The following is a 26357-nucleotide window of genomic DNA, read 5'->3' on the forward strand; positions in this document are numbered from 1 at the left end:
CGGGGGAGCGGGCGAGCAGGCGCATCATCGGCGGATCAGGTGATAGATGACGTTCAGCACGGTCACCGCGATGCCGATGACGATCACGATCTGCAGTTTCCTGTTCATGACGGCGTGCCCCCCGGTATGCGTGGTGCGGTGATCATACGCCGCGTCAGCCGGCCGCGCGACCGGTCGCCGCCCATCCGGCAAGGTTCGGTCAGAACCTGTGCCGGATCCCCGCATGCACCATCAGTTGCTTCGCGTTCGACGACAGATCGGCCGCGCCCGGGATATACGCCTGATCGAGCGACGAACCGGTCGCATCGCCGGTTATCCGCTGATACGCGCCCATCAGGTACACGTCCGTGCGTTTCGACAGGTTGTAGTCGGCCATCAACCCGATCGAATGGATCTTCGGCTTCGCGGCGCCGGTCGTCACGTCGTAGCGCACCGTCGTGTACACGTATTGCGCGCCGACGAACAATGCCGGCGTGAACTGGACCTTGCCGTTCACTTCGAAGTTCTGATACTTGATCGCCGTCACCGTGCCGCCCGCGAGCGGGCCCGTCACCGGCTCGATCGTCTCGTCGCCGAACAGGTAGCCGACGTTCGCGGTCGGCCGCGTGACGTTGCTGTTCGTGTACGCGAATCCGACCGTTGCGGGCCCCGCGGTGTAGTTGACGCCCGCCCCGAAGATCCGCAGCCGTGCCGACGCAAAATTCGCGTCGGCGCCGACCGACCCCGAACCGGCGATCGCACCGCCCGACGACGCACCGGGGTTGTCCGCGTTCAGGAACGCCGCGCCGACGAGCAGGCCGCCCTGCTCGTACTGCGCGCCGACGCTCCATACGCGGTTGTTCGCGAAACCCGTGTCGTTGCTGAAGCTGTAGGTGCCGCCGAACGAAAAGCCGGAGAAATCCGGGCTCGCGTACTTGACCGTGTTGTTCACGCGGAACGTGTTGCCGGTGTTGTCGTTGTCGAGCGGGTGCGAGAACGGATAGACGCCCCAGCTCCCGTTCGCGGTCGTCGGTGCGAGATAGTCGACGACCGAATCGTATTGCCGGCCGAGCGTCAGCGTGCCGAAGCGCGTGCTGCCGAGCCCGACGTAGGCCTGACGCCCGAACATGCGGCCGCCCTGCGCGAGCGTGCCGTTGTTCACGTTGAAGCCGCTCTCGATCTGGAACAGCGCGCTGTAGCCGCCACCCAGGTCCTCGGTACCCTTCAGCCCCCAGCGGCTACCCTGTGCGAAGCCGCTTGCCATCTGCCACGCACCATGGCCGCCGACATTGTTCGTATAGTCGATGCCGGCATCGACGAGGCCGTAAAGCGTGACACTGCCTTGTGCGAATGCGGGCGCTGCGCACAGCGCCGGAATCGCGACAAGAATCGATCTCCAGTTCATCCGTAATCCTTATTTATTTATGGCTGATTGCGTACGTTGCGTGCGCCGTCGCTTACTTGCCGCCGTAGATATCGAAGTCGAAATACTTGCGGTTGATCCGCTGGTACGTGCCGTTCGCGAGAATCGTCGCGAGCGCGTGGTTGAACGCGTCGCGCAGGTCGTTGTCCTGCTTGCGCAAGCCGAGGCCGTCGCCTTGCCCGAAGTATTTCGCGTCGTCGATCGGCGCGCCCGCGAACATGAAGTCCTTGCCCTGCGGCTTCTTCAGGAACCCGTCGCTGGCCGCGATCGATGCCTGGAACGCCGCGTCGAGCCGCCCCGTCACGAGATCGGCGTACACCTGATCCTGGTTCTGGTACGACACGACCTGCACGCCGGCCGGCTGCCAGTTCGCGACCGCGTAGTCGGCCTGCGCGGAACCCTGCTCGACCCCCACGCGCTTGCCCTTCAGCGACTCGGCGCTCGGCAGCAGCGGCGACCCCTTGTGCACGACCAGTCGCGCCGGTGCGTTCGAGATCCGGTTCGTGAACGCGATCTGCTGCATCCGCTTCGGCGTGATCGTCATCGACGATGCGATCACGTCGAACTTGCGCGCGAGCAGCCCCGGAATCATCCCGTCGAAGCTCGACTCGACCCACACGCAGCGCGCGTGCAGTTCCGCACACAACGCGTTCGTGATGTCGATCCCGAAACCCCTCAGCGTGCCGTCGGGCAGCTTGTATTCGAGCGGCGGGTAAGTCGGATCGACCGCGAGGCGGATCTCCTTGCCCGTCCAGTCGCCGGCATGCGCCGTCCCTGCCGCCAGCGCCACCGCGAGCGCCACCATCCACTGTTTCATTGCCAGTCTCCTTGTGTAAATCGTAGTTCGTGAACCGAAATCGTGCGGCCGCATCACGCGAGGTATCGCTCCGCAAGCGCGATCCAGTAGCTCGCGCCGGTCGCGAGGCACGCATCGTTGAAGTCGTAGCCCGGGTGATGCAGCCCGCATCCGGCTGCACCGTCGCCGTTGCCGATCGACAGGTAGCTGCCCGGGCAAGCCTCGAGCATGAATGCGAAGTCTTCGCTCGCCGCGATCGGCCGCAGATGCGGAATCAGCGCCGCATCGCCGCCCCATTCGCGGGCCACGTCGCGCGCAAAGGCCGTTTCCGCCGTGTGATTGACGAGCACCGGGTAACCGTATCGATAGTCGATCTCGGCCGTCGCGCCGTAGCTCGCGGCCTGCCCGTGCACGATCGCGCGGATGCGCCGCTCGAGCAGCGCGCGCACGTCCGGCGACAACGCGCGCACGCTGAGTTCGAGCTCCGCATGCGGCGGAATCACGTTCGATGCGGTGCCCGCATGGATCGAGCCGGTCGAGACGATCGCCAGTTCCTGCGGATTCACGTTGCGCGACACCACCGTCTGCAACGCCATCACGATCGATGCGCACACCACCACCGGATCGATCGTCGTGTGCGGCGCGGCGCCATGCCCGCCGTGCCCGATCACGCGCACGCGCACCTCGTCGGCCGACGCCATCGCCGGGCCATCGCAGAAGCCGAGCACGCCGGCCGGCAGGCCCGGCACGTTATGCATCGCGAACACGGCGTCGCACGGGAACTGCGTGAACAGGCCGTCGTCGATCATCCGCTTCGCGCCGCCGAGCCCTTCCTCGGCCGGCTGGAAAATCACGTTCAGCGTGCCCGCGAAGCGCGCGCGTTCCGCAAGACAGCGGGCCGCCGCCAGCAGCATCGCCGTATGACCATCGTGGCCGCACGCGTGCATCACGCCGTCGCGCCGGCTCGCATGCGGCAGCCCGGTGGTCTCGCGAATCGGCAGCGCGTCCATGTCCGCGCGCAGCCCGAGCCGCTTCCCGGTGCCGCGCGTCAGTGTGCCGACCACACCCGTGCCGCCGAGCCCGCGCGTCACCCGATAACCCCACGTTGTCAGGCAATCGGCCACGAGTTCGCTGGTCGCGTGTTCCTCGAAACCGAGTTCGGGATGCGCGTGCAGCCGGTGGCGCAGCGCAATCATCTCCGTCTCGATGGCCGCCATTTCCAATGGAATGTGTTCGTGGTCCAACCCCGATTCTCCTCGATACGTGTTCCGCTTGCCGATCGCCCGGATGACCGATCGTGGCCGAATCGTATGCAGCGAAAATCCCGGCGAACAGCCGCGGTTTCGTTATGATGACAACTTTTCGTTGTCGGGTATCGCACCATGAGCACGATCAAGCTGCATCAGTTGCAGGCGCTCGTCGCGAGCGCGGAGGCCGGGAGCATCCGCGGCGCGGCGCGTACGCTCGGGTTGTCGCAGGCGGCCGTCACGCGCGCACTGCGCGAGCTGGAGGCGAGCGAGCGGCTGCCGCTGCTCGTGCGCGCGCCGGAAGGGATCGGCTTCACCGAATACGGCAAAACGCTGCTCACGCACGCGAAACTCGTGCTGAAGCAGCTCGAACACGCACAAAGCGATCTCGAACGCATGCGCGGCCGCGTCGAGGGCCGGCTGAGCATCGGCGTGACGCCGTGGCTCACGGTGACGTTCCTCGCGGAGGCCGTGCTGCGGTTTCGCGCGCAGATGCCCGACGTGCGCCTCGAACTCTACGAAGCGCTGATGGCCGTCGCACAGCCGCTGTTGCGCGACGGCAGCATGGACTTCGCGCTCGGCCACGTGCAGCCGGGCGGCACGCAGGAATTCGCGTTCGAGCCGATGCTGCGCTACGAGACTTCGGTCATGGTGCGGGCCGGCCATCCGTGCGAACGCGCTCGGTCGATCCACGACCTGCTCGACCGGGACTGGGTGCTGAATTTCGCGGCCGACGGGCAGGCCGCACTCGTCGATTACCTGTTCACGCGCCACGGCGCGCAGATCGACGAGCGGCGCATCGTGCGCGCGCAATCGGTCGCGATGCTGCAGACGATGCTCGAGCAGGCCGACATGTGCACGTGGTGCCCGACGATTCTCGCCGCCGTGCCGCCGTTCGGCGACCGGATGCGTGCGTTGCAGTTGAAGGAGACCTTCGAGCCGCGCGACCTCGGCATCGTCACACGCCGCAGCAGCACGCTGAGCGATGCGGCACGCTGCTTCATCGACTGCCTGCTGCACGTGATCCGCCGTCATGCGCGATCCGCGCGCAAGGAAGATCTCGCACTGTTCAGAACGGTATCGCTGCTGATCTGACGGCGGCCCCGCCCGTCTCCCGTCCATAGCGCATTCGCGCAAATGCATTTCCGAATCCGTTATTGGATCGCGCCGCGGCTCGTTTCTATACTCGTCAGCACTCTCTGATGAAGAGTGCCAGCCAATTTCGACAGAACAGGACAGGACGAAGAGATGAGCCTACGCCCCTTGCACGACCGCGTCATCGTCAAACGACTCGACCAGGAAACCACCACCGCGTCGGGCATCGTGATCCCCGACAGCGCCGCGGAAAAGCCCGACCAGGGCGAAGTCATCGCCGTCGGCCCCGGCCGCAAGGACGCGGACGGCCAGCGCATCGTGCTCGACCTGCAGGTCGGCGAGCGCGTGCTGTTCGGCAAGTACGCGGGTCAGGCCGTCAAGGTGGACGGCAATGAGTTCCTCGTGCTGCGCGAGGAAGACATCGTCGCCGTCGTCAATCAATAACGGAGCGCAATCATGGCAGCCAAGGAAATCATTTTCAGCGACGTCGCACGTTCGAAGCTGACCGAAGGCGTGAACATTCTCGCGAACGCGGTGAAGGTCACGCTCGGGCCGAAGGGCCGCAACGTCGTGCTCGAGCGCAGCTTCGGCGCGCCGGTCGTCACGAAGGACGGCGTGTCGGTCGCGAAGGAAATCGAACTCGCGGACAAGCTTCAGAACATCGGCGCGCAACTCGTGAAGGAAGTTGCGTCGCGCACCAGCGACGCAGCCGGCGACGGTACGACCACGGCCACCGTGCTTGCACAGGCGATCGTGCGCGAAGGCCAGAAATACGTCGCGGCCGGGCTCAACCCGCTCGACCTGAAGCGCGGCATCGACAAGGCCGTCGTGGCGGCCGTCGAGGAACTGAAGAAGATCAGCAAGCCGACCACCACGAGCAAGGAAATCGCGCAGGTCGCGACGATCTCCGCGAACGGCGAGGAATCGATCGGCCAGCGCATCGCCGAAGCAATCGACCGCGTCGGCAAGGAAGGCGTGATCACCGTCGAGGACGGCAAGTCGCTCGCCGACGAGCTCGACGTCGTCGAGGGGCTGCAGTTCGATCGCGGCTACCTGTCGCCGTACTTCATCAACAATCCCGACAAGCAGATCGCCGAGATCGAGAACCCGTACATCCTGCTGCACGACAAGAAGATCTCGAACATCCGCGACCTGCTGCCGGTGCTCGAACAGGTCGCGAAATCGGGCCGGCCGCTGCTGATCATTGCGGAAGATGTCGAAGGCGAAGCGCTCGCGACGCTCGTCGTGAACAACATCCGCGGGATCCTGAAGACGGTTGCCGTCAAGGCGCCGGGCTTCGGCGACCGCCGCAAGGCGCTGCTCGAAGACATCGCGATCCTCACCGGCGGGCAGGTCATCGCCGAGGAAACCGGGCTGACGCTCGAGAAGGCGACGCTCGCCGAACTCGGCCACGCGAAGCGCATCGAGGTCGGCAAGGAGAACACGACCGTGATCGACGGCGCGGGCGATGCGAAAAACATCGAGGCGCGCGTGAAGCAGATCCGCGTGCAGATCGAAGAAGCGACGTCCGACTACGACCGCGAAAAACTGCAGGAACGCGTCGCGAAGCTCGCGGGCGGCGTCGCGGTGATCAAGGTCGGCGGTGCGACCGAGATCGAGGTGAAGGAAAAGAAGGATCGCGTCGACGACGCGCTGCACGCAACGCGCGCGGCCGTCGAGGAAGGCATCGTGCCGGGCGGCGGTGTCGCGCTGATCCGCGTGCGGCAGGCGATCCGCGAACTGAAGGGCGTGAACGCCGATCAGGACGCAGGCATCAAGATCGTGCTGCGCGCGCTCGAGGAACCGCTGCGCCAGATCGTCGCGAACGCGGGCGAGGAAGCGAGCGTCGTCGTCGCGAAGGTCGCGGAAGGCTCGGGCAACTTCGGGTACAACGCGCAGACCGGCGAGTACGGCGACCTCGTCGAATCGGGCGTGCTCGATCCGACCAAGGTCACGCGCACGGCGCTGCAGAACGCGGCGTCGGTGGCCGGGCTGCTGCTGACGACCGATGCGACCGTGTTCGAAGCGCCGAAGGATGCGGCGCCGGTCGCGGGGCCGGGCGGGCCGGGTGCGGGTGGGCCAGGCTTCGATTTCTGACGCCGCGCCGCGCGCCGGTTCGCCGGTATGCGCGCGGCCTTGTGGAAACGTGCAACGCGTGGCGACGGCAGTCGTCACGCGTTTTTTCGTTGGATCGACGGCATATTGCGGCGCACAGGCCCGTCGCCGCGCTCGGGTAAGATGAAAGCCCGTTCCGCCACGCCGCTCTCCACGCCATGTCGACCACCGTCAACACGCTTCTGCCGCTCGCCGGCGTCCTGCTGCTGAGCGTCGCCAGCCCCGGCCCGAATTTCGTGATCGTCACGTCGACCGCCGTCGTATCGCGCCGCGCCGGCGTGATGACCGGGCTCGGTCTGGCCGCCGCGTCCGGCACCTGGGCGGCGATCGCGATCGCCGGGCTGAGCCTGCTCGTGACCCACGTCGCGTGGGTGCACACCGCGCTGCGGCTTGCCGGCGCCGCCTACCTGATCTGGCTCGGCCTGAAAATAATCCTGACCGCGCGCAAGCCGTTGCCGGCTTCCGCGCCGGCGACGACCACCGACTGGAACGCCGCGAAGAAGGGCTACGTCGTCAGCATGACGAACCCGAAATCCGTCGCGTTCTACGGCAGCATCTTCGCACTGATGGTGCCGGCCCATGCGCCGGCATGGCTCGATGTCTCGGTCGTCGCGCTGTCGATCGCGATCTCGGCCACGTGGTATTGCGCGATGGCGCTGCTCGCGTCGCATCCGTCGGTGCGCCGGCTGCTGGTTCGACGCAAGGCCGTGCTCGATACGACGGCCGGCCTGCTGCTGATGGGCGTCGGCGGGCGGATGCTCGCGGGGCGTTGATCCGTCAGCGCTCCGCGCGCGCGTGCGCCTCTTCGAATCTTCTCCGCTTATCCGCCATGCCAACAGCACAAACCATTCTCGATGACTACGAACGCCTCGGCTGGACCGGCAACGATCCGATGGCGCAGGTGCTGGTACTTCGGCGCGACAACCCCGCCGCTCTCGCCGATCTTGTGATCGCGTCGTTCGATCGCACGTTGCCGCACGCGACCTTCCTCGATGCCGCGCTCGACCTGATGGACGACGCCTCTTTCGCCAATGTCGCAGCCGAAACGTGGCGACGGGTCCGCGACGGTGCGTGGAACGACCGGCTCGCGCGCGTGCTATCGAGCGTCGCGCTACAGTCGCCGCATGTATTCGCCGGTCACTGGGATGCGCTCCTCGACGTGGTTCGTACGAAACAGTCGCCGTCCCTGTATTGTGCGGAAAGCGCGTGGCGGGCGCTCGACTCGGCGACGATCGACGCATGGCGCGGCCGGCTTGCCGACGACCCGGCCCGAGACATCTCCGCGTGCGAACGGGCCACCGCGCTTCTCCATTCGCGAGACCCGGTGGCGATTCACGACTCAGCGGCCCGGCTGTTCCCGAACGATCCGCAAAATACCGTCAACTGGCTCATGTCCGCCGGCTATGCGCAGGAACACGACACGTTGCGCGCCTTGCATGGCGAGTCACCGCTGCACATCGACTTCGGTCCGACACTGCGTGCGCCAATTCTCCGCGACATGCCGAAGTGGAAACGCGAGATTCATGCCAATCATCGAACCTGGCACGCGGGCGAATCGCGTCGGTCCGGCGCACGCTTCGGCGGCATGTCGACGCATCGATGTGGCCTGTGTCATGAGCCGCTGCACCGGTTGCTGACGCTACCGCAACCAGTTGAAGCTGGCATCGACAGCACGACGCCCGTTTCGTTCGACACCTGCTTGTCCTGTCTCGGCTGGGAAAGCGACGGTCCGCTGTTCCACCGGCACGACGACACCGGCAACGCGTACGCCCCCCCGTCACAGCAACGTGACGCCGCCCTCCAGCCGGACTATGCGGCAGCCGCCTTCTTGGAAGCCGACGTAACACTCTTTGCCGCACCGGCACGTTGGGCCTGGCAAGATTGGGGCGAGTCGAACGACCGCCAGAACCTGAGCCGCGTCGGCGGCGCGCCGTCGTGGGTGCAGTCGGCGTGGTATCCCGACTGTCCGGATTGCGGACGCAAAATGCGCTTCGTGATGCAGCTCGATTCCGACCTGCCGCAAGCGGATGGCGGCGAATGGCTGTGGGGCAGCGGCGGCGCGAACTACACGTTCTGGTGTGCGCCGTGCCGCACCAGCGCGCACCTCTGGCAGTGCACGTAAAGGGCATCCTCACACCTTTACGACCTTTTTACTTGCGGCCGCGCGTGCGTTCACTAGAATGTGTTCGCCATCCCTCACCGAGCACGCACCATGCGCATCCGAAGTCCTCGCCCTCCGAGTTGCTTTTCTGCCTGACAGGCAGGACGCCTGCGTCTCATTTTTCCCGAGCCACCGTCCTGCCGACAGGCGGGCGGTGCGCGCCGTAGTCATTCCCGCGCACGCTTGAACACGACGTCGATGCGGTAATCGCGCATCGTGCGCTCAAGCGACTGCGTGCGGCACATCCGTGCAACGACGCGCCATCGATCCGCCTTATCGGCGATGACCGATCGCATGCCCGCATCCGGCATGCCGAACCGGTCCAATTACTTTGCATACCTGAGTTTACTCACGGAAATTTCCGATACGGGAGTCCGGTCATGTTCGAGATCGACAAGCAGTACACGCGCGAATTCATCCACACCGCATGCGGCGGCAACAAACAGGCATTCCTGCCGACCAGGAACGGCAAGGTCGTCGCCGCGTGCCTGCGCACGGACCTCAACCCGCACGCACCCGACGTGATCCTCTGCGACGGCAGCGCGTCCGCGCGATCGGCCGGCAGGACGCTCGCCGCGCAACGCGACGCGATTCCGGTGTTCATCAAGATGGAAACGGATGCATTCCGCTTTGTCGGCCAGTACGTCGTCAGCGAATCACTCACGGCGCCGCTCGACTGCGCGCCTTACGTGCGCAACAGCGGCTTCACGTCCGGGCAGATCTCGCGCGTGCTCAAGCTCAAGCGTTGCTGATACGCATGCACGGCGCATCGCGCGCCCGTCTCGGTCGTCTTTCATACAGGAGCAATCATGCTTGGCTTGACGTTCTGGAAACACGTGATCGGCGCGCGGGCCGATGCCATCCGCGAAGACAGGGCGACGGCACACGACCGGCACCGCCGGGTGTCGCGGACACTCGTGCTGACCAGTGCCGCGGTGGCGTTCGCGGCGATCGCGTTCGGTGCGCCGGTCGTCGGCATCTCGGTCTTTCTGCTGACGACGCTGCCGTTCGTGCTGTCGGGCACCTGAAGACGTTCGTATCAAGCGCGTGGTGCAAGCCATGCCGCGATCGATACACAATTTTAATGCCGGGCCCCCGCGTATCTAACACCCTCTTTACGCGGTTTTGTCTAGGATTTCCCTGTCATCCCGACACGGAGAGATCCGCATGCAAACGCAGCAGGCCGCCGTCGGCGGCCAACCCGACCTTCCCCACCGGCGCGGCGGCACGCCGCTCGCGACCCGGCTGGCCGACGCGTGTTCGCCGGACAACATCCTGCTCGACGTGCCGGTCGAGAGTGCGATCCAGTTGTTCGACCTCGCCGCGCGCTACATCGCGCGCAGCAGCGGGGTTTCCGCGGACCGGATCAGGACCGAGCTGACGAAACGCGAACAGCTCGGCTCGACCGGCCTCGGCCAGGGCGTCGCGATTCCGCACGCACGAGTCGACGGACTCGGCTCGGCCGCCGCGCTGTTCGTTCGCGCGCTGTACCCGTTCACGTTCAACGCGCCGGACCGCAAGCCCGTGCGCGAATTCATCGTGCTGGTCCTGCCGAAAGAAGACGACCGCGCGCACCTCGAACTGCTCGCCGACGCGGCACGGTGTTTCAGCGATCGCGTGTTCCGGCAGGCGTCGCGCGACGCGCTGACGCCCGACGAGATTCACCGGCTCATGCAACGCACGCACTGATGCCGCACCGTGCGGCGACAGGCACTCTCTTCATTCTTTCGACATCTCATGTTCCCAGACCCTGAAAGTCCCACCCTTTCGTCACGGCGCGTGGCCGGACTGGCTCGCTCGCTGCCGTTCATGCAGGCCCTGCACGGGCAGACTGTCGTTATCGTCGATGGCGGCGCCGCGCGCGATGCGCGTTTTCGCCAGGCGTTCGCGCAGGATGTCGCGCTGCTCGCGCTGACCGGCGTTCGTCCGATCGTCGTCCAGGGCGGACCGTCCGCGCCCGGCACGCAGTCCGTCCAGGCCGCATGCGCCGCAATGGCCGAGGTCAACCACGAACTCGTTCGCCTGATCGGCAGCCATGGCGTCAAGGCAATCGGCATCGACGGTCACGACGGCGGCCTGCTGGTGGCCGGCGCCGAATCCGACCAGACGAACACGAGCCCGGTCGCACAATTCGACGGCACCGCGTTGAACGCGTTTCTCGGAAACGGGCTGGTGCCCGTCGTGATGCCCATCGCACCGGATGACGCCGGTGAGGACCGTCTGCTGCGCCCGGACCAACTCGGCAGCCTCTTCGCGCAGCGCACCGGCGCGGTGACGCTGGTAATGATGGTCGACAGCGCGCTGCTGCGCGAACTCGGCGAACTCGCGGGGCTGTACGGCATCACCGAACTCGAGCAATGGCTCACCGAGCATCCGGCCGCCGATGCGGCACCCTGCGTGCGGGAAGCGCTCGATGCACTCGCGCACGGCGTGCAGAACGTCCATCTCGCCGATATCGGGCAACCCGAATCGCTGATCGACGAACTGCTGACGGAGGAAGGGTCGGGTGTGGTGTTCTGCCGTCGCGGCAACACCGACCTGTTGTCGGAAACCCGCCGCTACTTCGCCGATTCCGCGTGCGTGCTGCGCGACGGCTTCACGGTCGAGCAGAAGCAGGTCGTGCGTTTCTGATCGGGTAGCAGGAAAGCGCTTGCGGCAACCCGCGAGGGCCGCCGCAAGCGAGCAACATCAACGCCGTGTCGCGAGACGCCGCACCACACGTACAAGCGCATCGACCTCGTCGCACGTGTTGTAAAACGCGAGCGACGGCCGCACCGTTGCCTCGAGCCCGAAACGCCGCAGGATCGGCTGCGCGCAGTGATGCCCCGAGCGCACCGCGATGCCCTCTTCGTTCAGCGCCTGCCCGACTTCCTCGGTCTCATAGCCCTTCAGCACGAACGACAGTACGCTCGCCTTGTCGCGCGCGGTGCCGACGAGCCGCACGCCCGGCACCGGCGCGAGCACGCTCGTCGCATACGCGAGCAGGTCGTGCTCGTAACGCGCGATGTTCTCGATGCCGACGCGGCTCACGTAGTCGAGCGCGGCGCCAAGCCCGACCGCATCCGCGATGTTGCCGGTACCGGCCTCGAACCGGTTCGGCGGCGGCTGGAACACCGTGCGCTCGAACGTCACGTCCGCGATCATGTTGCCGCCGCCTTGCCACGGCGGCATGTCGTCGAGGATCGCACGCTTGCCGTACACGACGCCGATGCCTGTCGGTCCGTAGATCTTGTGCCCGGAGAACACGAAGAAATCCGCGTCGAGCGCCTGCACGTCGACGCGCATGTGCGAGATCGACTGCGCACCATCGACCAGCGCCTTCGCGCCCGCCCGATGCGCGAGCTCGACGATCTCCTTCACCGGCACGACCGTGCCGAGCGCGTTCGACACCTGCGTGACGGACACGATCTTCGTGCGGTCGTTGAGCAGCTTCCGGTATTCCTCAAGCAGCACCTGCCCCGAATCGTCGACCGGAATCACGCGCAGCGTCGCCCCCTGCTGCGCGGCGAGCTGCTGCCACGGCACGATGTTCGCGTGATGCTCGAGGTTCGACACGATGATCTCGTCGCCTTCGCCGACGTTCTGCACGCCCCACGTCTTCGCGATCAGGTTGATCGCCTCGGTCGTGCCGCGCACGAACACGATCTCGTCCGGCGACGCTGCACCGATGAAGCGCTGCACCGTTTCCCGCGCATGCTCGTAAGCATCCGTCGCGCGGCCGGCCAGCGCATGCGCCGCACGGTGGATGTTCGAGTTCTCGTGCGCATAGAAATACGCGAGGCGATCGATCACGGCCTGCGGCTTGTGCGTGGTCGCCGCGTTGTCGAACCACACGAGCTGCTTGCCGTTCACGCGCTCCTGCAGGATCGGGAAATCGCGGCGGATCGCGTTTACGTCGAACGGCGGGTGCGCGCCACGATGCAGGTTGCCTTGCGGCTCGACCGCGTGCGCATCGTCGATGAAGTAACGCGACACATCCGCGCCCGATGCGCGCGAAACCGGCGCGGCGCGATGGACGGCGAGCAGGTCGCGCAGCGCAGCGTCGCCTGGCAACCCGAACGCTTCCGGCGACGCGAGGCCGTTCGACGGCACGACGATGTCCTGCGGCGTAGCCTGCCAGCCCTGCAGCGAACCGTCGGTGAAGTAGTACGGCGACGGCTTCACGGCACCTTCCGACGCCGCCGCATTCGTCTGCGGCACGCCAAGCGCCGCGCCGCCGATGCGCGGTTCGAGCGCGGGTGCGATCGACACGACGTTGTCCGGCAGCCCGTTCTGCGCGGCCGCATGCGGCGCGAGCGCGGGCACGCGATTGCCGAGCGACAGCACGTGCGTCGGCGCGGACGGCGCGAGGTTCGTGCCGGCCGCCTTGCCCTGCGGCAGCGCGAGACCCGGCACGCCGGTGCCCGTGCCGCCCGGCCCCGCGAGCGGCGAGCCGGCGGGCGCCGGGTTGCTCACCGACGCGAGGATCGGCGCGGCAGCCGGCAGCGCCGACGGCACGCCGCCGACCGCGCCGCTGCCCGCCGACAGTCCGGGCGCCGTGGCTTGCCCGGGCGGTGTCGCGAAGAACTCGGACGCGAGTCGCGCGAGTGTCGCGGGGTCGGGCAACCCGGCCGGCAACGGCGCGTGCGGCAGCGCGAGCGCGTCGCCGCCGGCCAGGCCGGGATTAACGGTAGGTGTCGGGATAGTCATGGAACTTGGCGATTTCGACGTCATCGAGGACAGCCAGCGCATCCGGCGAATGGACCGCGAGCGAGCAATACAGCGAGATCAGGTACGACGCGATCGCCTGGTTGTTGATCCCCATGAAACGCACCGACAGGCCCGGCCCCTGCTCGCCCGCGACGCCCGGCTGATACAGGCCGACGACGCCCTGCCGCTTGTCGCCGACGCGCAACAGCAGGATCTTGGTCTTGCCGTCCGCGACCGGCACCTTGTCCGACGGAATCAGCGGAATGCCGCGCCACGTGAGGAACTGCGAGCCGAACAGGCTGACCGTCGGCGGCGGCACGCCGCGTCGCGTGCATTCGCGGCCGAACGCGGCGATCGCGAGCGGGTGCGTGAGGAAGAACGCGGGCTCCTTCCACACCTTGGTCAGCAGCTCGTCGAGGTCGTCCGGCGTCGGCGCGCCCGTCAGCGGGAAGATCCGCTGTTCGTCGGTCACGTTGGCCAGCAGCCCGTAGTCGGGGTTGTTGATCAGCTGGCTTTCCTGCAGCTCCTTGATCGTCTCGATCGTCAGGCGCAGCTGCTCCTTGATCTGGTCGTGAGGACTGCTGTAAAGATCGGAGATCCGCGTATGCACGTCGAGTACCGTGCTCACCGCGTTCAGGAAGTATTCGCGCGGCTGTTCCTCGTACGGCACGAAGGTCTGCGGCAGAACGCTTTCGTCCTCGAGCTGCGTGCACGCGGCGCGCACGGCTTCCGGGTTCTTCACCTGGTTCAGCCGATAGATGCCGGCCTCGACCGGCACCCATTGCAGCAGGTGGGTCAGCCAGCGCGGCGTGATCGTGGAAAGCTGGGGGACGGTCTTGGTAGCGTTCGCTAGTTGGCGGGCGGCGTGATCGCTCAGCGCGGCCGTGCCGCTTGCAACGGTCGACATGTGTGGCTCCGGGTTCTTAAGATGAAAAACGGGATTGCTTATGACGCGAGGTGATTATCGGAAGCACGCCCCTGCCGGCTCAACATGCTATAGCCGTCAGGTCGCGCACAACCGAAAGGGAAACGAAACGAGGCGGCCTCAGGTGACGTACGCACCGGGCAGCAGCGTCGAGATCGACACGTCGAACGCGCGCGCGATCTTGTCGGCCGTGACGATCGACGCGATCGCCTCGCCGCGCTCGATCTCGCCGACATACGAGCGGTTCAGCCCCGCATGCTCGGCGAGCTGCTCCTGCGACCACGTGCGCGCTTCGCGCAGCTTGCGCACGTTGGCGCCGAACCGATGGATGAAGTCGCTCATCGCGGCTCCTATGCGACACGCGCCGCCGCACGCGGCGCGGCGTTCGCTTCGCTGCGCAGCACGGCCTGCGTGACGTTCTCGCCGGCCGGCACGTCCTGCGTGAGCCATACGTTGCCGCCGATCACCGCGCCGCGCCCGATCGTCACGCGGCCGAGGATCGTTGCGCCCGCATAGATCACCACGTCGTCCTCGACGATCGGATGGCGCGCGAGCCCTTTCTCCAGATGGCCGGCCGCATCGCGCGGGAAACGCTTCGCACCGAGCGTGACGGCCTGGTACACGCGCACGCGTTCGCCGATGATCGCCGTTTCGCCGATCACGACACCCGTGCCGTGGTCGATGAAGAAACCCGCGCCGATACGCGCGCCCGGATGAATGTCGATGCCCGTCTCCGCATGCGCCTGCTCGGCGATGATCCGCGCGAGCAGCGGCAGGCCGAGCCGGTACAGCTCGTGCGCGAGCCGGTGGTGGATCATCGCGAGGATGCCCGGGTAGCACAGCAGCACCTCGTCGACGCTGCCAGCCGCCGGATCGCCGTGGAAAGCGGCGAGCACGTCGCTGTCGAGCAGCCGGCGAATCTCGGGCAGCCGCGCGGCGAACGCCTGCACGGCCGTCGACGCGGAGTCGTCGACCGGATCGATCGTGCCGTCGGCGTTGCGCTGGCGCGCCGCATAGCGCAACTCGAGCGTCACCTGCGCGAGCAGCGCGTTCAGCGCCGCGTCGAGCGCATGCGCCACGTGGAAGTTCTCGCTCTCCTGGCGCAGGTCGGGCGGCCCGAGACGCATCGGAAACAGCACGCCTTTCAGCGCGCCGAGAATCTGCGCGAGCGCCTCGCGCGCCGGCAGGTCGCGCCCGCCCGGTTCGAGCGAGCGGCGCTGCTTCTCACGCCACGCGCGGCGCACGGTTTGCAGCGACTGAACGATGTCGTCGATTTCGAATGCGGCCATGATGCCTTCTCCCGTTTCGGCCGTGAATCAGTCCTGCGCCCACGGCAGGCCGCGAAAACGCCAGCCGTTGCTGCCGCCGCGATGCTGCCGCTCGTCGAGGTCGCCCTCGAACCCTTCGAGCACATTGAATACCTGCGTGAAACCGCCCTTCGCCGCGGCTTCGGCCGCCTGCGCGGACCGGTTGCCGCTGCGGCACAGCAACAGCACCACCGCGTCCTTTCCGGTCTTCGCTTCCAGTTCGCGGACGAAGCGCGGGTTGCGCGTCAGGCTCGTGCCGGTCGCCCACGGCACATGCAGCGACGCCGGCACGTGGCCGACGAATTTCCGTTCTTCGGCCGTGCGCACATCCACCAGCAGCGCGTCGCCCGCCGAGAACAGCGCCCACGCGGCTTCCGGCGCCACGCCGCCCGCGTAGGGCGTGCCGGCCGATGCGGCCGCCGCGCGGGCGTCTTCGAGCGCCTGCTGCGCTGCGGTTCGTTGTTCCAATGCAACCGTCATGACACTTCCTTGTTTTCGTGGATTCGTATGAACAAAAACACCGGGAATGCGGCCGTTGCAGCTTGCGTGCTGTCTATAGCCGTCAGCCCCACTATGCGAGTGCGGCCGGGCAGGCAGAACCAATAAAAATTCATTTCCTAATCAGCGCCGAATGAATTGCTATCGCGGTTGTGCGCTATCGGGCCGATTGATGCAGTTCGTCGCCACGGCGAACCTGCATCGAAGTGATTGCACGGCTCGCGTCAGCACTCATATATCAAGAACGCATCAAATCGATATCAACGATATATTTTTCATCTATGGCGTCTCGGCCCAAGATATCGACATTGCCCCGCCGACACGATTGACGGTGTTCCAGACAGGCGAAGCGTTCAACGCGTGCATGGTTTGATCTCCGCGCTCGAACGCGATGGATCCGGTTCAGTTCGCTTTCCGCGTTGCTTTATTAAGGATACCGATATGAAAAACCGGCTTTGCATCGGCATTTCATTCGTGACAATCGCTTTGCCTGCGACCGCGGCGCCCGTATCAGCGCGCGTCCATTTTTTACGCTATCAGGAGAAGAATATGAAATCGCTCATTTGTTTCGCACTGGCTGCTGCCGCGCTGACCAGCGCCACTGCTAGCTTCGCGAATACGACTTCGGCGCCCTTGACCCGTGCCGAAGTCATCGCCGACCTCGTGCGCCTCGAACAGGCAGGCTACCAGCCCGCGGCGGGCGACGATCCACACTATCCGGACGACATCCAGGCCGCCGAAGCGAGGGTCGCGGCTCAGGCCGCCGCGCAGCAGCATGGCGCAGTCCAGGCCGGTCGTTGACGGGCCGCGCGGGCGATCCGCGCCGCGATATCCCGAGCTGGAACGCTGCAGATGCGGCGACTCGACTCGGGCACTGCCGTATACGTCACCGCGAACGCTTGAACACGTCCGTGGCAAGTTCGCGAAACGCGTGCGCGCTCGGGCTCAAGCTGCCGCCCTTGCGCCAGATCATGCAGAGATTGCGCTCGATCTTGAGGTCCTTGACGGGCAGTTGTACCAACGCACCGGACGAGAGTTCTTCGGTGACGGTGCTACGCGAGACCCACGCGATCGCATTGCCGAGCCTCACCAGCTGCTTGATCGCCTCGGCGCTGCCGACCGACAGCTTCGGCGCCAACGTCAACCCTCGCTGCGCGTAGGCCTGCTCGACGACCGTGCGCGTTCCCGAACCGGGTTCGCGCATGACCAGCTCCGCTGTTCCGATTGCATCGGCGGTCAATTGCCGTTTGCGTGCCAGTGGGTGCGTCGGCGCGGCGACCGCGATCAGTGCATCCCGACCAATGACGGCTGCATCGAATGCGGTGTTGTCGTAAGGCCCTTCGATCATGCCGATCTGGCGCTCGCTGTTGAGAACGGCGTTTTCGATGTTCTCGCTGTTCGAAATCCTGAGATCGACCGTGATGCCCGGATAGCGCGTGCGGAATGCGTCCAGCACGGCCGGCAGCAGATACACGCCGATGGTCCGGCTCGACCCGATGCCGAGCTGACCTCTCGTGAGACCGGCGAACTCGCCGACCGCCGCCTCGGCAACATCGGCCAGCGAAAAAATCTGGGCGGCATATTCGGCGAGGAGTCGGCCCGCTTCCGTGGGCCGCATGCCGCGCGGCATGCGGTCGAACAGCGTCACGCCCAGCCGTTCCTCGAGCTCCCGAATCTCGCGTGTGAGCGCGGGCTGGCTGACGTGCAGTCTTTCGGACGCCGCCGTAACGCTGCCGGTTTCGACAACCGCGTGAAACGCGGCCAAGTGAGTGAAGTTCATCGACGTATATGATCGTGATATAGGAAGCATCTAAACGATGTATTTTTATTATACAAAGCCGCTCCCTAGAATCCAGTCATGCAGTTCTTCGACACGGAGAATCAAATGACCAAGACCAACTCGACCATCGGCGCGCCGCGTGGCCTGTCCGAACGAATCCGGCAATTCACGCCCAACTGGTTCGCGATGACGATGGGAAACGGCATCGTGTCGCTGGTGCTCGCCGGACTACCGCTTCACTTCAGCGGGCAGCGGGCACTGGCATCGGCGTTGTGGGCCATCGACATCGTGCTGTATCTCGCGTTTGCCGCGATGTTGACCGCGCGGGCGATCCGGTTCCCGGAAACGATTCGGCCGCTGCTGCACCATCCGGTCCAGTCGATGTTTCTCGGCGCGGTGCCGATGGGTCTCGTGCCGATCATCAACGGCATCGTCCTGTTCACGGGCGGGCACGCCGAGGCCAATACGCTTGCTTATGCGTTGTGGTGTTTCGATGCGCTGCTGTCGGTCGTCGTCGCGATCGGCGTGCCGTTCATGATGTTCACCGAGCAGGGGCACACGTTCGAACGCCTGACCGCGGTCCTGCTGCTGCCGATCGTCGCACCGGAAGTGGCGGCGTCGAGCGCGGCCACCCTCGCGCCGCATTTCGTCGGTGCGCAGGCCCGGCTGCTGATCGGCGCGGGGTACGTGCTGTGGGCCATCTCGGTCCCGCTCGCGTTCGCGATTCTGACGCTCGTGTTCTTCCGGCTTGTCATCCATAAGTTGCCGCACCGCGACCTCGGTCCGTCGAGCTGGTTGACGCTCGGCCCGATCGGTACCGGCGCGCTCGGTCTGCTGACGCTCGGTCAGGCCGCGCCTGTTGCGTTCGCCGGTACGCCGTTGGCCAGCGTGGCGGTGCTGGCGCGGGACTTCGGCATTGTCGGCGGCCTTCTGCTCTGGAGCGCCGGTCTCTGGTGGCTTGCCTGCGCCGTGCTCTTCACGATGCGCTACTGCCGCGAAGGACTGCCGTTCAATCTCGGCTGGTGGGGTTTCACGTTTCCGCTGGGGGTTTTTACCGCCGCGTCGCTGAGCCTGTATCACGCGACGGGTTTTGAGGGGTTCGCCGTATTCGGCACGTTGCTCGCCGTGTTGCTTGGCGGCTTGTGGGCCATGGTGATCGTGCGCACATGCCGCGGGATGGTGCACGGCAGCCTGTTTCATGCGCCTTGCCTGGCGACAGTTTCCAATTAATCGAGGTCGATCATGTTCATCGGATTCATTCCATTCCTGTCCGCCGCCGTGGCGCTCCTGCTGTCCTTGCTGGGGCGCGACAGGGCCGCTGGCGCGACGTGGTGGCTGACCACGCTACTGGTCGCGGTATGGGCCATTCATCACGGATCGCATCACATTCCGCAGTTCGCCACCTACGGCTCCTGGTAAGAGGTCAAAAAAATGAAAGCCAATCGCCTGATCGATTTGCTGGCGCTGTACGGCGTCAATGCGGTGCTGCTCGTCGCGTTCTACTTCCAGCTGGCGCACGGTGAACTGCCGTGCTCGCTCTGCAATCTCCAGCGGGTCGCGTTCATGCTGCTCGGTGCGGGACTGCTGTTGAACGTGTGGAGCCGCAATCCTTCTCCCGCCAATTACGCGTTGAGCGCAGTCGGTGCGCTGGTCGGCAGCCTGATCGGGTTGATGCAGATGTTCCTGCACGTGTTGCCCGGCACCCCGCCCTACGGCGGTGCGATTCTGGGCATGCACATGTACACCGCGTCCTATGTCGCACTGACCGCAAGCATCATCTATTGCGTGCTGATGCTTGCGTTCCAGACGCGCCTGCAGTCGATTCACGTCGGTGTGGCACGGTCCCGCGATGCGGGGCGGTCGCCGTTCGTCAAGCTCGCGGTCGGGTTGTTCGCGGCCCTGGTGATCGGGAACCTGGCATCCGTGTTCGTCGAAACAGGTTTCCACGCACTCTATAGCGATCCGCAGCACTATCACCTGCTGTACTGCGGCGATCCGGAAGCCCCCGCCGGCACGGGTCCGATGAGCTGTCGTCAATGACGATCGGGTGCCGCGCCGGCCGGTCGACATCGCCGCACGACGGCGGCGCGGCATCCGCTTACTGCGTATCCTGCTTTGCGCGTTCCGCGGCCGCGATGATCGCGTCGGCCACGGCCTTCGGCTGGCTCAGCATCGCGACATGGCTGCCGTTCACGCGCGTGACCGTTGCGCCGATCCGCTTCGCCATCGTTTCCTGCAGCTTCGGATCGATCATCCGGTCCTGCGTCGCGACGACGAACGACGACGGCTTCGCATGCCACGCGGCTTGCGCGACCTTCTCCGAAATGCAACCGCCGTACCACGGCCCCTGGGTCGCCGCGACGATGCGTTGCTGCGCGGGCGGCAGGTCCGGCGCGAAATCCTGTGCGATCGCCTTGTCCGACAGCCGCGTGAACCCGCCCGCATCCTTGCGCAGTTCGCCGGCCCATGCGGGCGCCGGCAGCCCCTGCGTGACGTCGGCGATCGACTGGCCATCGTCGGGCGCGAACGCCGCAACATAGACGAGCGACTTCACCTTGTCGTCGTTGCCCGCGTCGCTGATCACGACACCGGCCCACGAATGACCGACCAGCACGACCGGCCCCTTCTGCTCGTCGATCGTGCGCTTCGTTGCGGCCGCATCGTCGGCGAGCGAGCTCAGCGGATTCTGCACCGACACCACATGCAGCCCGCGCGCCTCAAGCAGCGGAATCACGCGGTTCCAGCTCGACCCGTCGGCAAACGCGCCATGCACGAGCACGACATTCGTGCCCTTCAGGTCATCCTTCGGCGCGGCCTGCACCGCAACCGCACCGAACAATCCGCCGATCACCGCGGCGAATACCAGAACCCGTTTCATCGAACCGGTCATCGTATTGCTCCTTGCTCTGTTGTGTTGTTTGACAATGCTGCGGTAGGGGCTGCGCCCGCACATGCGGCAGGCGCAGCAGCGCATCACGAATGCGCGTACAGGTCGTCGGCGGCGTTCTGCGCGGAGCGCGCCCGCGCCGCATCGCGATGGCTCGGCGTCGAAGCATCGGCCACGTTGTCACCTTGCGACTTCGACGGGCCGTTCTGGTCGGAACGCGCGACCCGCTGTGTGGCGGCGATGACGTCTTCCGGGTAATGCGGTTCGCTGCGGGCCGGGTTGTAGCCGGCCTGTTCGAGGCGGACCAGTTCGGCGCGCACGTCGGCGCGCGTCATGCCGTGGCCGGTATCGGCGAACGACAATGCGGGGATGGCGGCGAGGACGGCAACGGCGAGGATACGGGCGGTTTTCATGAGCATGCTCCTTGACGAAAGTTGGGGTGTCGATCACTTGGCATCCGATGCAGACGTCTGGCACCGAATGTTTGCTGCATGTCGACAGTAGAACCCGCCCACGTATCCGGCATGTTTCCGAAACCGGTGCTTTCTGCATGCCAGTTTTTCCGGAACGGCCGCAGATACAGTGCGATACAAACCCGCATGCCGATACGTTCATCGACGGTCGCGCACCATGAAAAAAGGCGTGCCTCACGCGGCACGCCTTTCGTTGCATCGAACCCGCGATGCCGCATCACGTCACGGCGCCAACCGCGTGAACACATAGTCGTGGTTCTTCACACGCGCCTGGTGACACGCAAAGCACGTCTGATGCTGGCCGATATCGGCCGGCACGCCGTTGATGAAGCGCCCGAAACCCCAGCCGCCCGTCGCGGCATATCGGCGCGAGTCCTTCACCATCACCTGCACGGTCGTCGCCTGGCCGGGCACCGTCGCCGGCGCGAACTCGTCGGACTGCTTGCGCTTGTACGCGAGCTTCACGAGGATCGTGCCGTCGGGGAACGGCAGCGTCGCCTGTTCGAGCGCGCGGATCGCAACGGGGTTGCCGAGCACCACGCGCAGCTCGTCGAGCGGCGCGGCCTCTTCGGCCGGCGCGACCATTTCCCACTTCCGGTAGCCGGGCGGAATCGTCACGCCGTAGATCGGCGAAGCAGCGGGGTTCGGCTGCTCCGCGAACGCGGCCGGGCCGCTCGCCGACAACGTGCCGGCCAGCAGCGCGCCCGCGACGAGCGTGCGGCCCATGCCGCGACGCAGGATGCCACCACCAGCCCGCATCACAGATGCTCCACTTGCAGGATCGCATCGGCGAACGCCTGCGGCGCTTCCTGCGGCAGGTTGTGGCCAATGCCACCGGTGATCGTCCGGTGCTGGTACTTGCCCGTGAACTTCTTCGCGTACGCGGCCGGTTCCGGATGCGGCGCGCCGTTCGCGTCGCCTTCCATCGTGATCGTCGGCACGGTAATCGCCGGCCCGGCGGCAAGACGCCGCTCGATGTCGTCGTATTGCGCTTCGCCCTTCGCGAGCCCGAGGCGCCAGCGGTAGTTGTGGATCACGACGGCCACGTGATCGGGGTTCTGGAACGACACGGCCGAGCGCGCGTAGGTTTCGTCGGAGAACTGCCACTTCGGCGAAGCAAGCTGCCAGATCAGCTTGTTGAACGCATCGCGATTCGCCGCGTAGCCGAGCGCGCCGCGCTCGGTCGTGAAGTAGAACTGATACCACCACTGGAACTCCGCCTGCGGCAGCAGCGGCTTGCGGTTCGCCTCCTGGCTGCCGATCAGGTAGCCGCTCACCGACACCAGCGCCTTCACGCGCTGCGGCCACATCGCCGCGATGATGTCGGCCGTGCGCGCGCCCCAGTCGTAGCCGCCGAACACCGCGCGGTCGATCTTCAGCGCATCCATCAGCGCGACGATGTCGACGGCCGTCACGGCCTGCTGCCCGTTGCGCACCGTGTCGGCCGAGCGGAACGTCGTCGAGCCGTAGCCGCGCAGGTACGGCACGATCACGCGATAACCGGCCGCCACGAGCAGCGGCGCGACTTCCGCGTAGCTATAGATGTCGTACGGCCAGCCGTGCAGCAGGAACACGACGGGGCCCTTCTTCGGCCCGAGATCCGCATACCCGACGTTGAGCACGCCCGCGTCGATCTGGTGGATCGTCCCCAGCGACGCGACGCCGGCCGCGCGCGGCGCAGCCGGTGCAGCGGGCGCCGACTGCGCGCGCGCCAGGTCGCCGAACCCGAGGTCGGCGAGGCTCAGGCTCGCCAGCGTCGTGCCCAGGATCAGGCGGCGGCGGGTGTTCACGGTATCAGGCATGACTCGTTCTCCATTGTCGATCGTTAAGGAAGGGGCCCGCGGCACGGGCAGGCGCTCAGGGTTCGCCGTTCGCAGCGGCGGCGCGTGGCACCGCGCCGCCGTGTGAAACGCTTCACCGGTTTTATATCCGAACCGTCCGGATGCTTTGTATCGCAACGTATCCGTGTGCGAACACGACACACAGCGATTCAAAAATCGCGCGAGAAGCGACGTAACAGGCGCGAGTCGCCTGACGCATCGGCAAACCTCTCGTCAATAAAATACCCAACGAATCACAATGGAAAACATACACATCTAACGCCAATTACCCATCAACAGTCGTTAATCTCAGGTTTCGCCATTCTCCGGCCCACGTTCCTGATATGCTCGCCCGAGACGTACCATCCCGCCTGTTTTCGCGAGCGCGAGGCCGCTATTTCACGGTCGCTCCGAAAACACGAGACATGCACACGCTCGACAGCCTCTCCACCCAAATGTGAAACGGAGTCTCCGACATGACCGCATCAACCGATTGCCGGTACGAAGAATCGTCATTCTCGTCAGACGTGGATGGCGCCAGGATCTTTATCCGGAAATGGGCACCGCCGGCCAACGAGACACCGCGGGCGACCGTGCAGATCACTCACGGGATCTGCGAACATGGCGGCCGCTACGATCGGCTCGCCCGCTATCTGGCGGCTCGACACTACGTCGTCTTCGCGCTTGATCTGCGCGGACATGGTCATACCGCCGGGGCCGCCGCATTGGGGCAAGCCGGGCTCACGGCGTGGGCCGACATGACGAGCGACATCGCCCAGCTATCCCGCCTGATCGGGACGCAGTTTCCCGACCTGCCCTTGATTGCGTTCGGCCACAGCATGGGCTCCGCACTCACGCAAGCGCACATCCAGAACCACGGTTCTCTTCTGGCCGGCGCGGTACTCTGCGGCACACTGGGCGCATTGCCCGGTGTTGACGACGACACGCTCGCGCAACTCGGCGTCGTAGCGCGTTCTGCCGACGGCAACCAACCCGCGATGCTGTTCGGCAAAGTGCTGCAAGCATTCAACGCGCCGTTCGTGCATCAGGGGCAACCGTCGACCGGCTGCGAATGGATGACGGCGGACCCGGCCGAGGTACAGCGCTTTCTGGACGACGAACTCTGCGGCAAGCCGTTTTCCAACAGCATGCTGTACTCCGTGCTCGACGGCTTCCGTAACCTGTGGATCCCCGAGCATGAATCGAGCATTCCCGTGGACCTGCCGGTTCTGGTGATCGCCGGCACCCACGATCCGGTAGGCGAACACACGATTTCGATCCAGGCGCTGATTGCCCGTTACATGCGCCAGGGGCATCTGGCGCTGACATACCGGTTCTATCCCGGCGACCGGCATGAAATATTGAACGACCACAACAAGGATCTCGTTCAACACGATATCGATGCGTGGCTCGAAAGCGTGCTGCTCCGCCGACAGCACGAACCCACGTGAATCCCGTGCAGCGATCATGGAATCGAGGTGCCGGCAGTCAATGCCCTGCTGCGCGACGGCCGGCTCCGGGGATCGAGTCGGTCAGCGGCCCCATCGCCTTCAGCATTTCGAAGATCGGAAGGTGCTGATCGCCTCGTGTCCATCCAACGCAGCTCAGCGATGGACACCTGGCAGGCACGCTGTCCAGTTCACGAGATGGGGAATTCGTATTGGGTGGTTGATGCCGGCACGCTGATCTGACTCAGGAATCCTGATAGATTCTGGAGCGAATCTTGCGGAGAGTTTTTCCCTGCGCCAGGAGGTGGTCAGCCGTGAAACGGAAGCGCTTTCCGATCGAACAGATTGTCGCGGTACGCCTGCGGGATCAGTTCGATGATTGCCCCGTCACGCGCGGTGCGTATCGTAGTCCGCAAGCGCATCCTCGGCGTGCATCGCCTGTTCGAGAAGGGCTTTCGCGGCTTGCCACGCGCGCGCCGCGGACGCGGCGTCGTTGAACGCCCTGGCGTCGACGGTCGCACCATCCAGCAACATCATGTAGACGGCCGCCAGTCGTTTTGCCGTGTCGGGAGACACGAGGCCCGCGAGCAATTCGGCGACCCATTCGACCATTTTCCGGCGGTACCGGATCGCGACATCCGAGATGGGCGGATACGCCGTGCCGAATTCAGCCAGCGCACGCTCGAACAGGCACCCGGCAAATTCGGGCGTATTGAACCAGGCTTCGTACCAGTCGAAGATCGTCTTTACGCGCTCAACCGGATCGGTGACGTGCAGCAACTGCGCGTCGATGCTGGACACGATCAGGTCATAGCGCTGGACCAGCACTTCCCGGATGAGTTCGTCCTTGCTCGGGAAATGCCGATACAGCGTCATCCGGGCGACGCGGGAATCGTCGATGATCCAGTCGACGCCCACCGGATGAAAACCGTGCTTCGAGAACAGCTCGGTAGCTTTGTCCACCACTAACTGGCGTTTGCTGGCTCGCACGAACGGTTCCTCCTTGATTCTTCCAACTGCGCGGGACGAGTAATTCTAGCATCGTACCGCTCGGTCACGTCCGCCCTCCCCACCGGCCTCCCGGCCGGGCCAGCAGGGCCCGTCACACAAACTCGCAAGTTACCTTGACTCTTAGGTAGACCGATATGTATCATTTGAAACTAGAAAATACCAGTTTATGTCGATTGCTTTAAGAGATCCGGATTTTCGGACAGGAATTCAGTGCCTGACGGTGCCGCGGCGGAATTGGGCGAATGACGGGGCAGTGTGCGGATGCCCGCCCCGTTTTCGCGCGTCAAACCTTATAGCGACATGGCAGGGCAAAACAAGAACCTGAGAGCGCTTTGGGTCGCGTGTCGGCGTTGGCGGATGAAATTCGCCGTCCCGCTCGCAAACCGGGTACGCGATCACGAGGCGGGATAGCGCGAAGCAGTGCGGCGCCAATAGAACTCAAGGAAGGTAACAATGCATCGCCGTTTACTCGCACCGGGGCTGCTGTTGCTGTTGGCCGCTTGCGCGCAGGATCCATCCACCATCAGCAACACGGTGCGGATCTGCGACGACACCGGTTGTTCCGATCGCCCTAAAGATCAGGTCTCCTATCAAAAAAGGGACGATTCGGAAGACCGTGAAGACCCGCGCATCGTTGCGCTGAAGCAAGCCGCGAAGGCCCAGCCCAAGGCGGCCTACGATCTCGGCCTGCGTTATTTCCGCG

30 protein-coding genes and 1 pseudogene are annotated in these 26357 nt (G+C 65.4%); 15 read left to right on the forward strand and 16 right to left on the reverse strand.

Going from position 1 to position 26357, the window contains the following annotated elements; genetic code table 11:
- Positions 1-24: 24 nt before the first annotated feature.
- Genes VL15_RS42065 through VL15_RS21185 form a run of 4 tightly spaced genes read right to left on the reverse strand, consistent with a single transcriptional unit; the run spans position 25 to position 3394 of the window.
- A complete protein-coding gene (locus VL15_RS42065) occupies positions 25-225 on the reverse strand; it encodes a hypothetical protein (RefSeq protein WP_155420269.1) in 201 nt (66 codons plus the stop codon).
- Positions 200-1384, reverse strand: a complete 1185-nt coding sequence (locus VL15_RS21175) for a porin (RefSeq protein ID WP_048248261.1) — start codon at positions 1382-1384, stop codon at positions 200-202. The genes VL15_RS42065 and VL15_RS21175 overlap by 26 nt, the downstream gene beginning before the upstream one ends.
- A gap of 52 nt (positions 1385-1436) precedes the next feature.
- A complete protein-coding gene (locus tag VL15_RS21180; protein WP_048248262.1) occupies positions 1437-2219 on the reverse strand; it encodes an ABC transporter substrate-binding protein in 783 nt (260 codons plus the stop codon).
- A gap of 53 nt (positions 2220-2272) precedes the next feature.
- Positions 2273-3394, reverse strand: a complete 1122-nt coding sequence (locus tag VL15_RS21185) for a M20 aminoacylase family protein (protein ID WP_419188684.1) — start codon at positions 3392-3394, stop codon at positions 2273-2275.
- Positions 3395-3580: 186 nt separating this feature from the next.
- On the opposite strand from VL15_RS21185, the gene VL15_RS21190 reads away from it, so the two are divergent.
- From VL15_RS21190 to VL15_RS21210, 5 genes are all read left to right on the forward strand, one after another.
- The gene (locus VL15_RS21190) at positions 3581-4540 is read left to right on the forward strand and encodes a LysR substrate-binding domain-containing protein (RefSeq protein ID WP_048248264.1); all 960 of its coding nucleotides are present in this window, start codon (positions 3581-3583) and stop codon (positions 4538-4540) included.
- Between the two features lie 153 nt (positions 4541-4693).
- The gene (gene groES, locus VL15_RS21195) at positions 4694-4984 is read left to right on the forward strand and encodes a co-chaperone GroES (protein WP_048248265.1); all 291 of its coding nucleotides are present in this window, start codon (positions 4694-4696) and stop codon (positions 4982-4984) included.
- 12 nt (positions 4985-4996) lie between these two features.
- Positions 4997-6637 (forward strand): chaperonin GroEL, encoded by a 1641-nt coding sequence (gene groL / locus VL15_RS21200; protein ID WP_048248266.1) that lies wholly within the window; start codon positions 4997-4999, stop codon positions 6635-6637.
- Between the two features lie 176 nt (positions 6638-6813).
- Positions 6814-7428 carry a LysE family translocator gene (locus VL15_RS21205; RefSeq protein WP_048248267.1) on the forward strand — a complete coding sequence of 205 codons (615 nt, stop codon included), beginning with the start codon at positions 6814-6816 and terminating at the stop codon, positions 7426-7428.
- Entirely contained in the window at positions 7425-8777 is a 1353-nt protein-coding gene (locus VL15_RS21210) for a hypothetical protein (protein ID WP_230684495.1), read from the forward strand. Before VL15_RS21205 ends, VL15_RS21210 begins: the two co-directional genes overlap by 4 nt.
- 206 nt (positions 8778-8983) lie before the next feature.
- On the opposite strand, the gene VL15_RS43600 is transcribed toward VL15_RS21210, so the two are convergent.
- Complete coding sequence (locus VL15_RS43600; protein WP_268991215.1) at positions 8984-9112, reverse strand: hypothetical protein; 129 nt, start codon at positions 9110-9112, stop codon at positions 8984-8986.
- Positions 9113-9196: 84 nt separating this feature from the next.
- Here VL15_RS43600 and VL15_RS21215 point away from each other — a divergent pair, with 84 nt between their 5' ends.
- The 4 genes from VL15_RS21215 to VL15_RS21230 all read left to right on the forward strand — a co-directional run bounded on the left by VL15_RS21215 (position 9197) and on the right by VL15_RS21230 (position 11447).
- Positions 9197-9568, forward strand: coding sequence for a DUF6697 family protein (locus VL15_RS21215; RefSeq protein WP_048248269.1), 372 nt, complete (start codon positions 9197-9199; stop codon positions 9566-9568).
- A 57-nt stretch (positions 9569-9625) separates the two neighbouring features.
- Positions 9626-9844, forward strand: a complete 219-nt coding sequence (locus VL15_RS21220; protein ID WP_230684496.1) for a hypothetical protein — start codon at positions 9626-9628, stop codon at positions 9842-9844.
- A 139-nt stretch (positions 9845-9983) separates the two neighbouring features.
- Positions 9984-10505, forward strand: coding sequence for a PTS sugar transporter subunit IIA (locus tag VL15_RS21225; RefSeq protein WP_053077686.1), 522 nt, complete (start codon positions 9984-9986; stop codon positions 10503-10505).
- A gap of 48 nt (positions 10506-10553) precedes the next feature.
- On the forward strand, positions 10554-11447 hold the full coding sequence (locus tag VL15_RS21230) for an acetylglutamate kinase (protein ID WP_048248271.1): 894 nt from the start codon (positions 10554-10556) through the stop codon (positions 11445-11447).
- A 57-nt stretch (positions 11448-11504) separates the two neighbouring features.
- Here the strand turns inward: VL15_RS21230 and VL15_RS21235 are convergent, their stop codons facing one another.
- From VL15_RS21235 to VL15_RS21255, 5 genes are all read right to left on the reverse strand, one after another.
- Complete coding sequence (locus tag VL15_RS21235; RefSeq protein ID WP_048248272.1) at positions 11505-13505, reverse strand: family 2A encapsulin nanocompartment cargo protein cysteine desulfurase; 2001 nt, start codon at positions 13503-13505, stop codon at positions 11505-11507.
- Positions 13480-14412: a family 2A encapsulin nanocompartment shell protein gene (locus VL15_RS21240; RefSeq protein WP_006479760.1), complete on the reverse strand. Its 933-nt coding sequence runs from the start codon at positions 14410-14412 to the stop codon at positions 13480-13482. The genes VL15_RS21235 and VL15_RS21240 overlap by 26 nt, the downstream gene beginning before the upstream one ends.
- Before the next feature lie 138 nt (positions 14413-14550).
- The gene (locus VL15_RS21245; protein WP_048248273.1) at positions 14551-14772 is read right to left on the reverse strand and encodes a helix-turn-helix domain-containing protein; all 222 of its coding nucleotides are present in this window, start codon (positions 14770-14772) and stop codon (positions 14551-14553) included.
- 8 nt (positions 14773-14780) lie between these two features.
- Positions 14781-15719: a serine O-acetyltransferase EpsC gene (gene epsC / locus VL15_RS21250; RefSeq protein WP_048248274.1), complete on the reverse strand. Its 939-nt coding sequence runs from the start codon at positions 15717-15719 to the stop codon at positions 14781-14783.
- Positions 15720-15746: 27 nt separating this feature from the next.
- Complete coding sequence (locus tag VL15_RS21255; RefSeq protein WP_048248275.1) at positions 15747-16217, reverse strand: rhodanese-like domain-containing protein; 471 nt, start codon at positions 16215-16217, stop codon at positions 15747-15749.
- A 459-nt stretch (positions 16218-16676) separates the two neighbouring features.
- Between VL15_RS21255 and VL15_RS21265 the strand changes: the two genes are divergently transcribed.
- Positions 16677-17036, forward strand: a complete 360-nt coding sequence (locus tag VL15_RS21265; RefSeq protein WP_419188683.1) for a DUF4148 domain-containing protein — start codon at positions 16677-16679, stop codon at positions 17034-17036.
- An 85-nt stretch (positions 17037-17121) separates the two neighbouring features.
- Here the strand turns inward: VL15_RS21265 and VL15_RS21270 are convergent, their stop codons facing one another.
- Positions 17122-18015, reverse strand: coding sequence for a LysR family transcriptional regulator (locus tag VL15_RS21270; protein WP_048248277.1), 894 nt, complete (start codon positions 18013-18015; stop codon positions 17122-17124).
- A gap of 105 nt (positions 18016-18120) precedes the next feature.
- Here VL15_RS21270 and VL15_RS21275 point away from each other — a divergent pair, with 105 nt between their 5' ends.
- From VL15_RS21275 to VL15_RS39095, 3 genes are read left to right on the forward strand one after another with little or no spacing between them, the layout of a single operon-like run.
- Positions 18121-19245, forward strand: coding sequence for a TDT family transporter (locus tag VL15_RS21275; RefSeq protein ID WP_048248293.1), 1125 nt, complete (start codon positions 18121-18123; stop codon positions 19243-19245).
- A 12-nt stretch (positions 19246-19257) separates the two neighbouring features.
- Positions 19258-19434, forward strand: a complete 177-nt coding sequence (locus VL15_RS42070) for a DUF5993 family protein (RefSeq protein ID WP_155420270.1) — start codon at positions 19258-19260, stop codon at positions 19432-19434.
- Positions 19435-19446: 12 nt separating this feature from the next.
- Positions 19447-20055, forward strand: a complete 609-nt coding sequence (locus tag VL15_RS39095) for a disulfide bond formation protein B (RefSeq protein ID WP_053077687.1) — start codon at positions 19447-19449, stop codon at positions 20053-20055.
- A gap of 58 nt (positions 20056-20113) precedes the next feature.
- Here VL15_RS39095 and VL15_RS21285 read toward each other — a convergent pair whose 3' ends face one another.
- The 4 genes from VL15_RS21285 to VL15_RS21300 all read right to left on the reverse strand — a co-directional run bounded on the left by VL15_RS21285 (position 20114) and on the right by VL15_RS21300 (position 23177).
- Complete coding sequence (locus VL15_RS21285; RefSeq protein ID WP_048248278.1) at positions 20114-20905, reverse strand: alpha/beta fold hydrolase; 792 nt, start codon at positions 20903-20905, stop codon at positions 20114-20116.
- An 83-nt stretch (positions 20906-20988) separates the two neighbouring features.
- Positions 20989-21315, reverse strand: coding sequence for a DUF4148 domain-containing protein (locus VL15_RS21290; RefSeq protein WP_048248279.1), 327 nt, complete (start codon positions 21313-21315; stop codon positions 20989-20991).
- 282 nt (positions 21316-21597) lie between these two features.
- Positions 21598-22134 carry a cytochrome P460 family protein gene (locus tag VL15_RS21295; RefSeq protein ID WP_048248280.1) on the reverse strand — a complete coding sequence of 179 codons (537 nt, stop codon included), beginning with the start codon at positions 22132-22134 and terminating at the stop codon, positions 21598-21600.
- Positions 22134-23177 (reverse strand): alpha/beta fold hydrolase, encoded by a 1044-nt coding sequence (locus tag VL15_RS21300; RefSeq protein WP_048248281.1) that lies wholly within the window; start codon positions 23175-23177, stop codon positions 22134-22136. Before VL15_RS21300 ends, VL15_RS21295 begins: the two co-directional genes overlap by 1 nt.
- 494 nt (positions 23178-23671) lie before the next feature.
- Between VL15_RS21300 and VL15_RS21305 the strand changes: the two genes are divergently transcribed.
- Entirely contained in the window at positions 23672-24646 is a 975-nt protein-coding gene (locus tag VL15_RS21305) for an alpha/beta fold hydrolase (protein ID WP_080970904.1), read from the forward strand.
- Positions 24647-25030: 384 nt separating this feature from the next.
- Here VL15_RS21305 and VL15_RS21310 read toward each other — a convergent pair whose 3' ends face one another.
- Positions 25031-25633, reverse strand: a complete 603-nt coding sequence (locus VL15_RS21310) for a TetR/AcrR family transcriptional regulator (protein ID WP_048248283.1) — start codon at positions 25631-25633, stop codon at positions 25031-25033.
- Between the two features lie 474 nt (positions 25634-26107).
- On the opposite strand from VL15_RS21310, the pseudogene VL15_RS21315 reads away from it, so the two are divergent.
- Positions 26108-26357 (forward strand): annotated as a pseudogene (locus VL15_RS21315) (sel1 repeat family protein); the annotation flags it as partial.

The organism is Burkholderia cepacia, assembly GCF_001039005.1.
GTDB classification, from domain to species: Bacteria; Pseudomonadota; Gammaproteobacteria; order Burkholderiales; family Burkholderiaceae; genus Burkholderia; species Burkholderia theae.

Excerpts from the sequence above, each read along its gene's own strand:
- VL15_RS42065 (WP_155420269.1), bottom strand. The coding sequence starts at position 225 with ATGCGGGGATCCGGCACAGGTTCTGACCGAACCTTGCCGGATGGGCGG.
- VL15_RS21175 (WP_048248261.1), bottom strand. The coding sequence starts at position 1,384 with ATGAACTGGAGATCGATTCTTGTCGCGATTCCGGCGCTGTGCGCAGCG.
- VL15_RS21180 (WP_048248262.1), bottom strand. The coding sequence starts at position 2,219 with ATGAAACAGTGGATGGTGGCGCTCGCGGTGGCGCTGGCGGCAGGGACG.
- VL15_RS21185 (WP_419188684.1), bottom strand. The coding sequence starts at position 3,394 with ATGATTGCGCTGCGCCACCGGCTGCACGCGCATCCCGAACTCGGTTTC.
- VL15_RS21190 (WP_048248264.1), top strand. The coding sequence starts at position 3,581 with ATGAGCACGATCAAGCTGCATCAGTTGCAGGCGCTCGTCGCGAGCGCG.
- groES (WP_048248265.1), top strand. The coding sequence starts at position 4,694 with ATGAGCCTACGCCCCTTGCACGACCGCGTCATCGTCAAACGACTCGAC.
- groL (WP_048248266.1), top strand. The coding sequence starts at position 4,997 with ATGGCAGCCAAGGAAATCATTTTCAGCGACGTCGCACGTTCGAAGCTG.
- VL15_RS21205 (WP_048248267.1), top strand. The coding sequence starts at position 6,814 with ATGTCGACCACCGTCAACACGCTTCTGCCGCTCGCCGGCGTCCTGCTG.
- VL15_RS43600 (WP_268991215.1), bottom strand. The coding sequence starts at position 9,112 with ATGCGATCGGTCATCGCCGATAAGGCGGATCGATGGCGCGTCGTTGCA.
- VL15_RS21215 (WP_048248269.1), top strand. The coding sequence starts at position 9,197 with ATGTTCGAGATCGACAAGCAGTACACGCGCGAATTCATCCACACCGCA.
- VL15_RS21220 (WP_230684496.1), top strand. The coding sequence starts at position 9,626 with ATGCTTGGCTTGACGTTCTGGAAACACGTGATCGGCGCGCGGGCCGAT.
- VL15_RS21225 (WP_053077686.1), top strand. The coding sequence starts at position 9,984 with ATGCAAACGCAGCAGGCCGCCGTCGGCGGCCAACCCGACCTTCCCCAC.
- VL15_RS21230 (WP_048248271.1), top strand. The coding sequence starts at position 10,554 with ATGTTCCCAGACCCTGAAAGTCCCACCCTTTCGTCACGGCGCGTGGCC.
- VL15_RS21235 (WP_048248272.1), bottom strand. The coding sequence starts at position 13,505 with ATGACTATCCCGACACCTACCGTTAATCCCGGCCTGGCCGGCGGCGAC.
- VL15_RS21240 (WP_006479760.1), bottom strand. The coding sequence starts at position 14,412 with ATGTCGACCGTTGCAAGCGGCACGGCCGCGCTGAGCGATCACGCCGCC.
- VL15_RS21245 (WP_048248273.1), bottom strand. The coding sequence starts at position 14,772 with ATGAGCGACTTCATCCATCGGTTCGGCGCCAACGTGCGCAAGCTGCGC.
- epsC (WP_048248274.1), bottom strand. The coding sequence starts at position 15,719 with ATGGCCGCATTCGAAATCGACGACATCGTTCAGTCGCTGCAAACCGTG.
- VL15_RS21255 (WP_048248275.1), bottom strand. The coding sequence starts at position 16,217 with ATGACGGTTGCATTGGAACAACGAACCGCAGCGCAGCAGGCGCTCGAA.
- VL15_RS21265 (WP_419188683.1), top strand. The coding sequence starts at position 16,677 with ATGAAAAACCGGCTTTGCATCGGCATTTCATTCGTGACAATCGCTTTG.
- VL15_RS21270 (WP_048248277.1), bottom strand. The coding sequence starts at position 18,015 with ATGAACTTCACTCACTTGGCCGCGTTTCACGCGGTTGTCGAAACCGGC.
- VL15_RS21275 (WP_048248293.1), top strand. The coding sequence starts at position 18,121 with ATGACCAAGACCAACTCGACCATCGGCGCGCCGCGTGGCCTGTCCGAA.
- VL15_RS42070 (WP_155420270.1), top strand. The coding sequence starts at position 19,258 with ATGTTCATCGGATTCATTCCATTCCTGTCCGCCGCCGTGGCGCTCCTG.
- VL15_RS39095 (WP_053077687.1), top strand. The coding sequence starts at position 19,447 with ATGAAAGCCAATCGCCTGATCGATTTGCTGGCGCTGTACGGCGTCAAT.
- VL15_RS21285 (WP_048248278.1), bottom strand. The coding sequence starts at position 20,905 with ATGACCGGTTCGATGAAACGGGTTCTGGTATTCGCCGCGGTGATCGGC.
- VL15_RS21290 (WP_048248279.1), bottom strand. The coding sequence starts at position 21,315 with ATGAAAACCGCCCGTATCCTCGCCGTTGCCGTCCTCGCCGCCATCCCC.
- VL15_RS21295 (WP_048248280.1), bottom strand. The coding sequence starts at position 22,134 with ATGCGGGCTGGTGGTGGCATCCTGCGTCGCGGCATGGGCCGCACGCTC.
- VL15_RS21300 (WP_048248281.1), bottom strand. The coding sequence starts at position 23,177 with ATGCCTGATACCGTGAACACCCGCCGCCGCCTGATCCTGGGCACGACG.
- VL15_RS21305 (WP_080970904.1), top strand. The coding sequence starts at position 23,672 with ATGACCGCATCAACCGATTGCCGGTACGAAGAATCGTCATTCTCGTCA.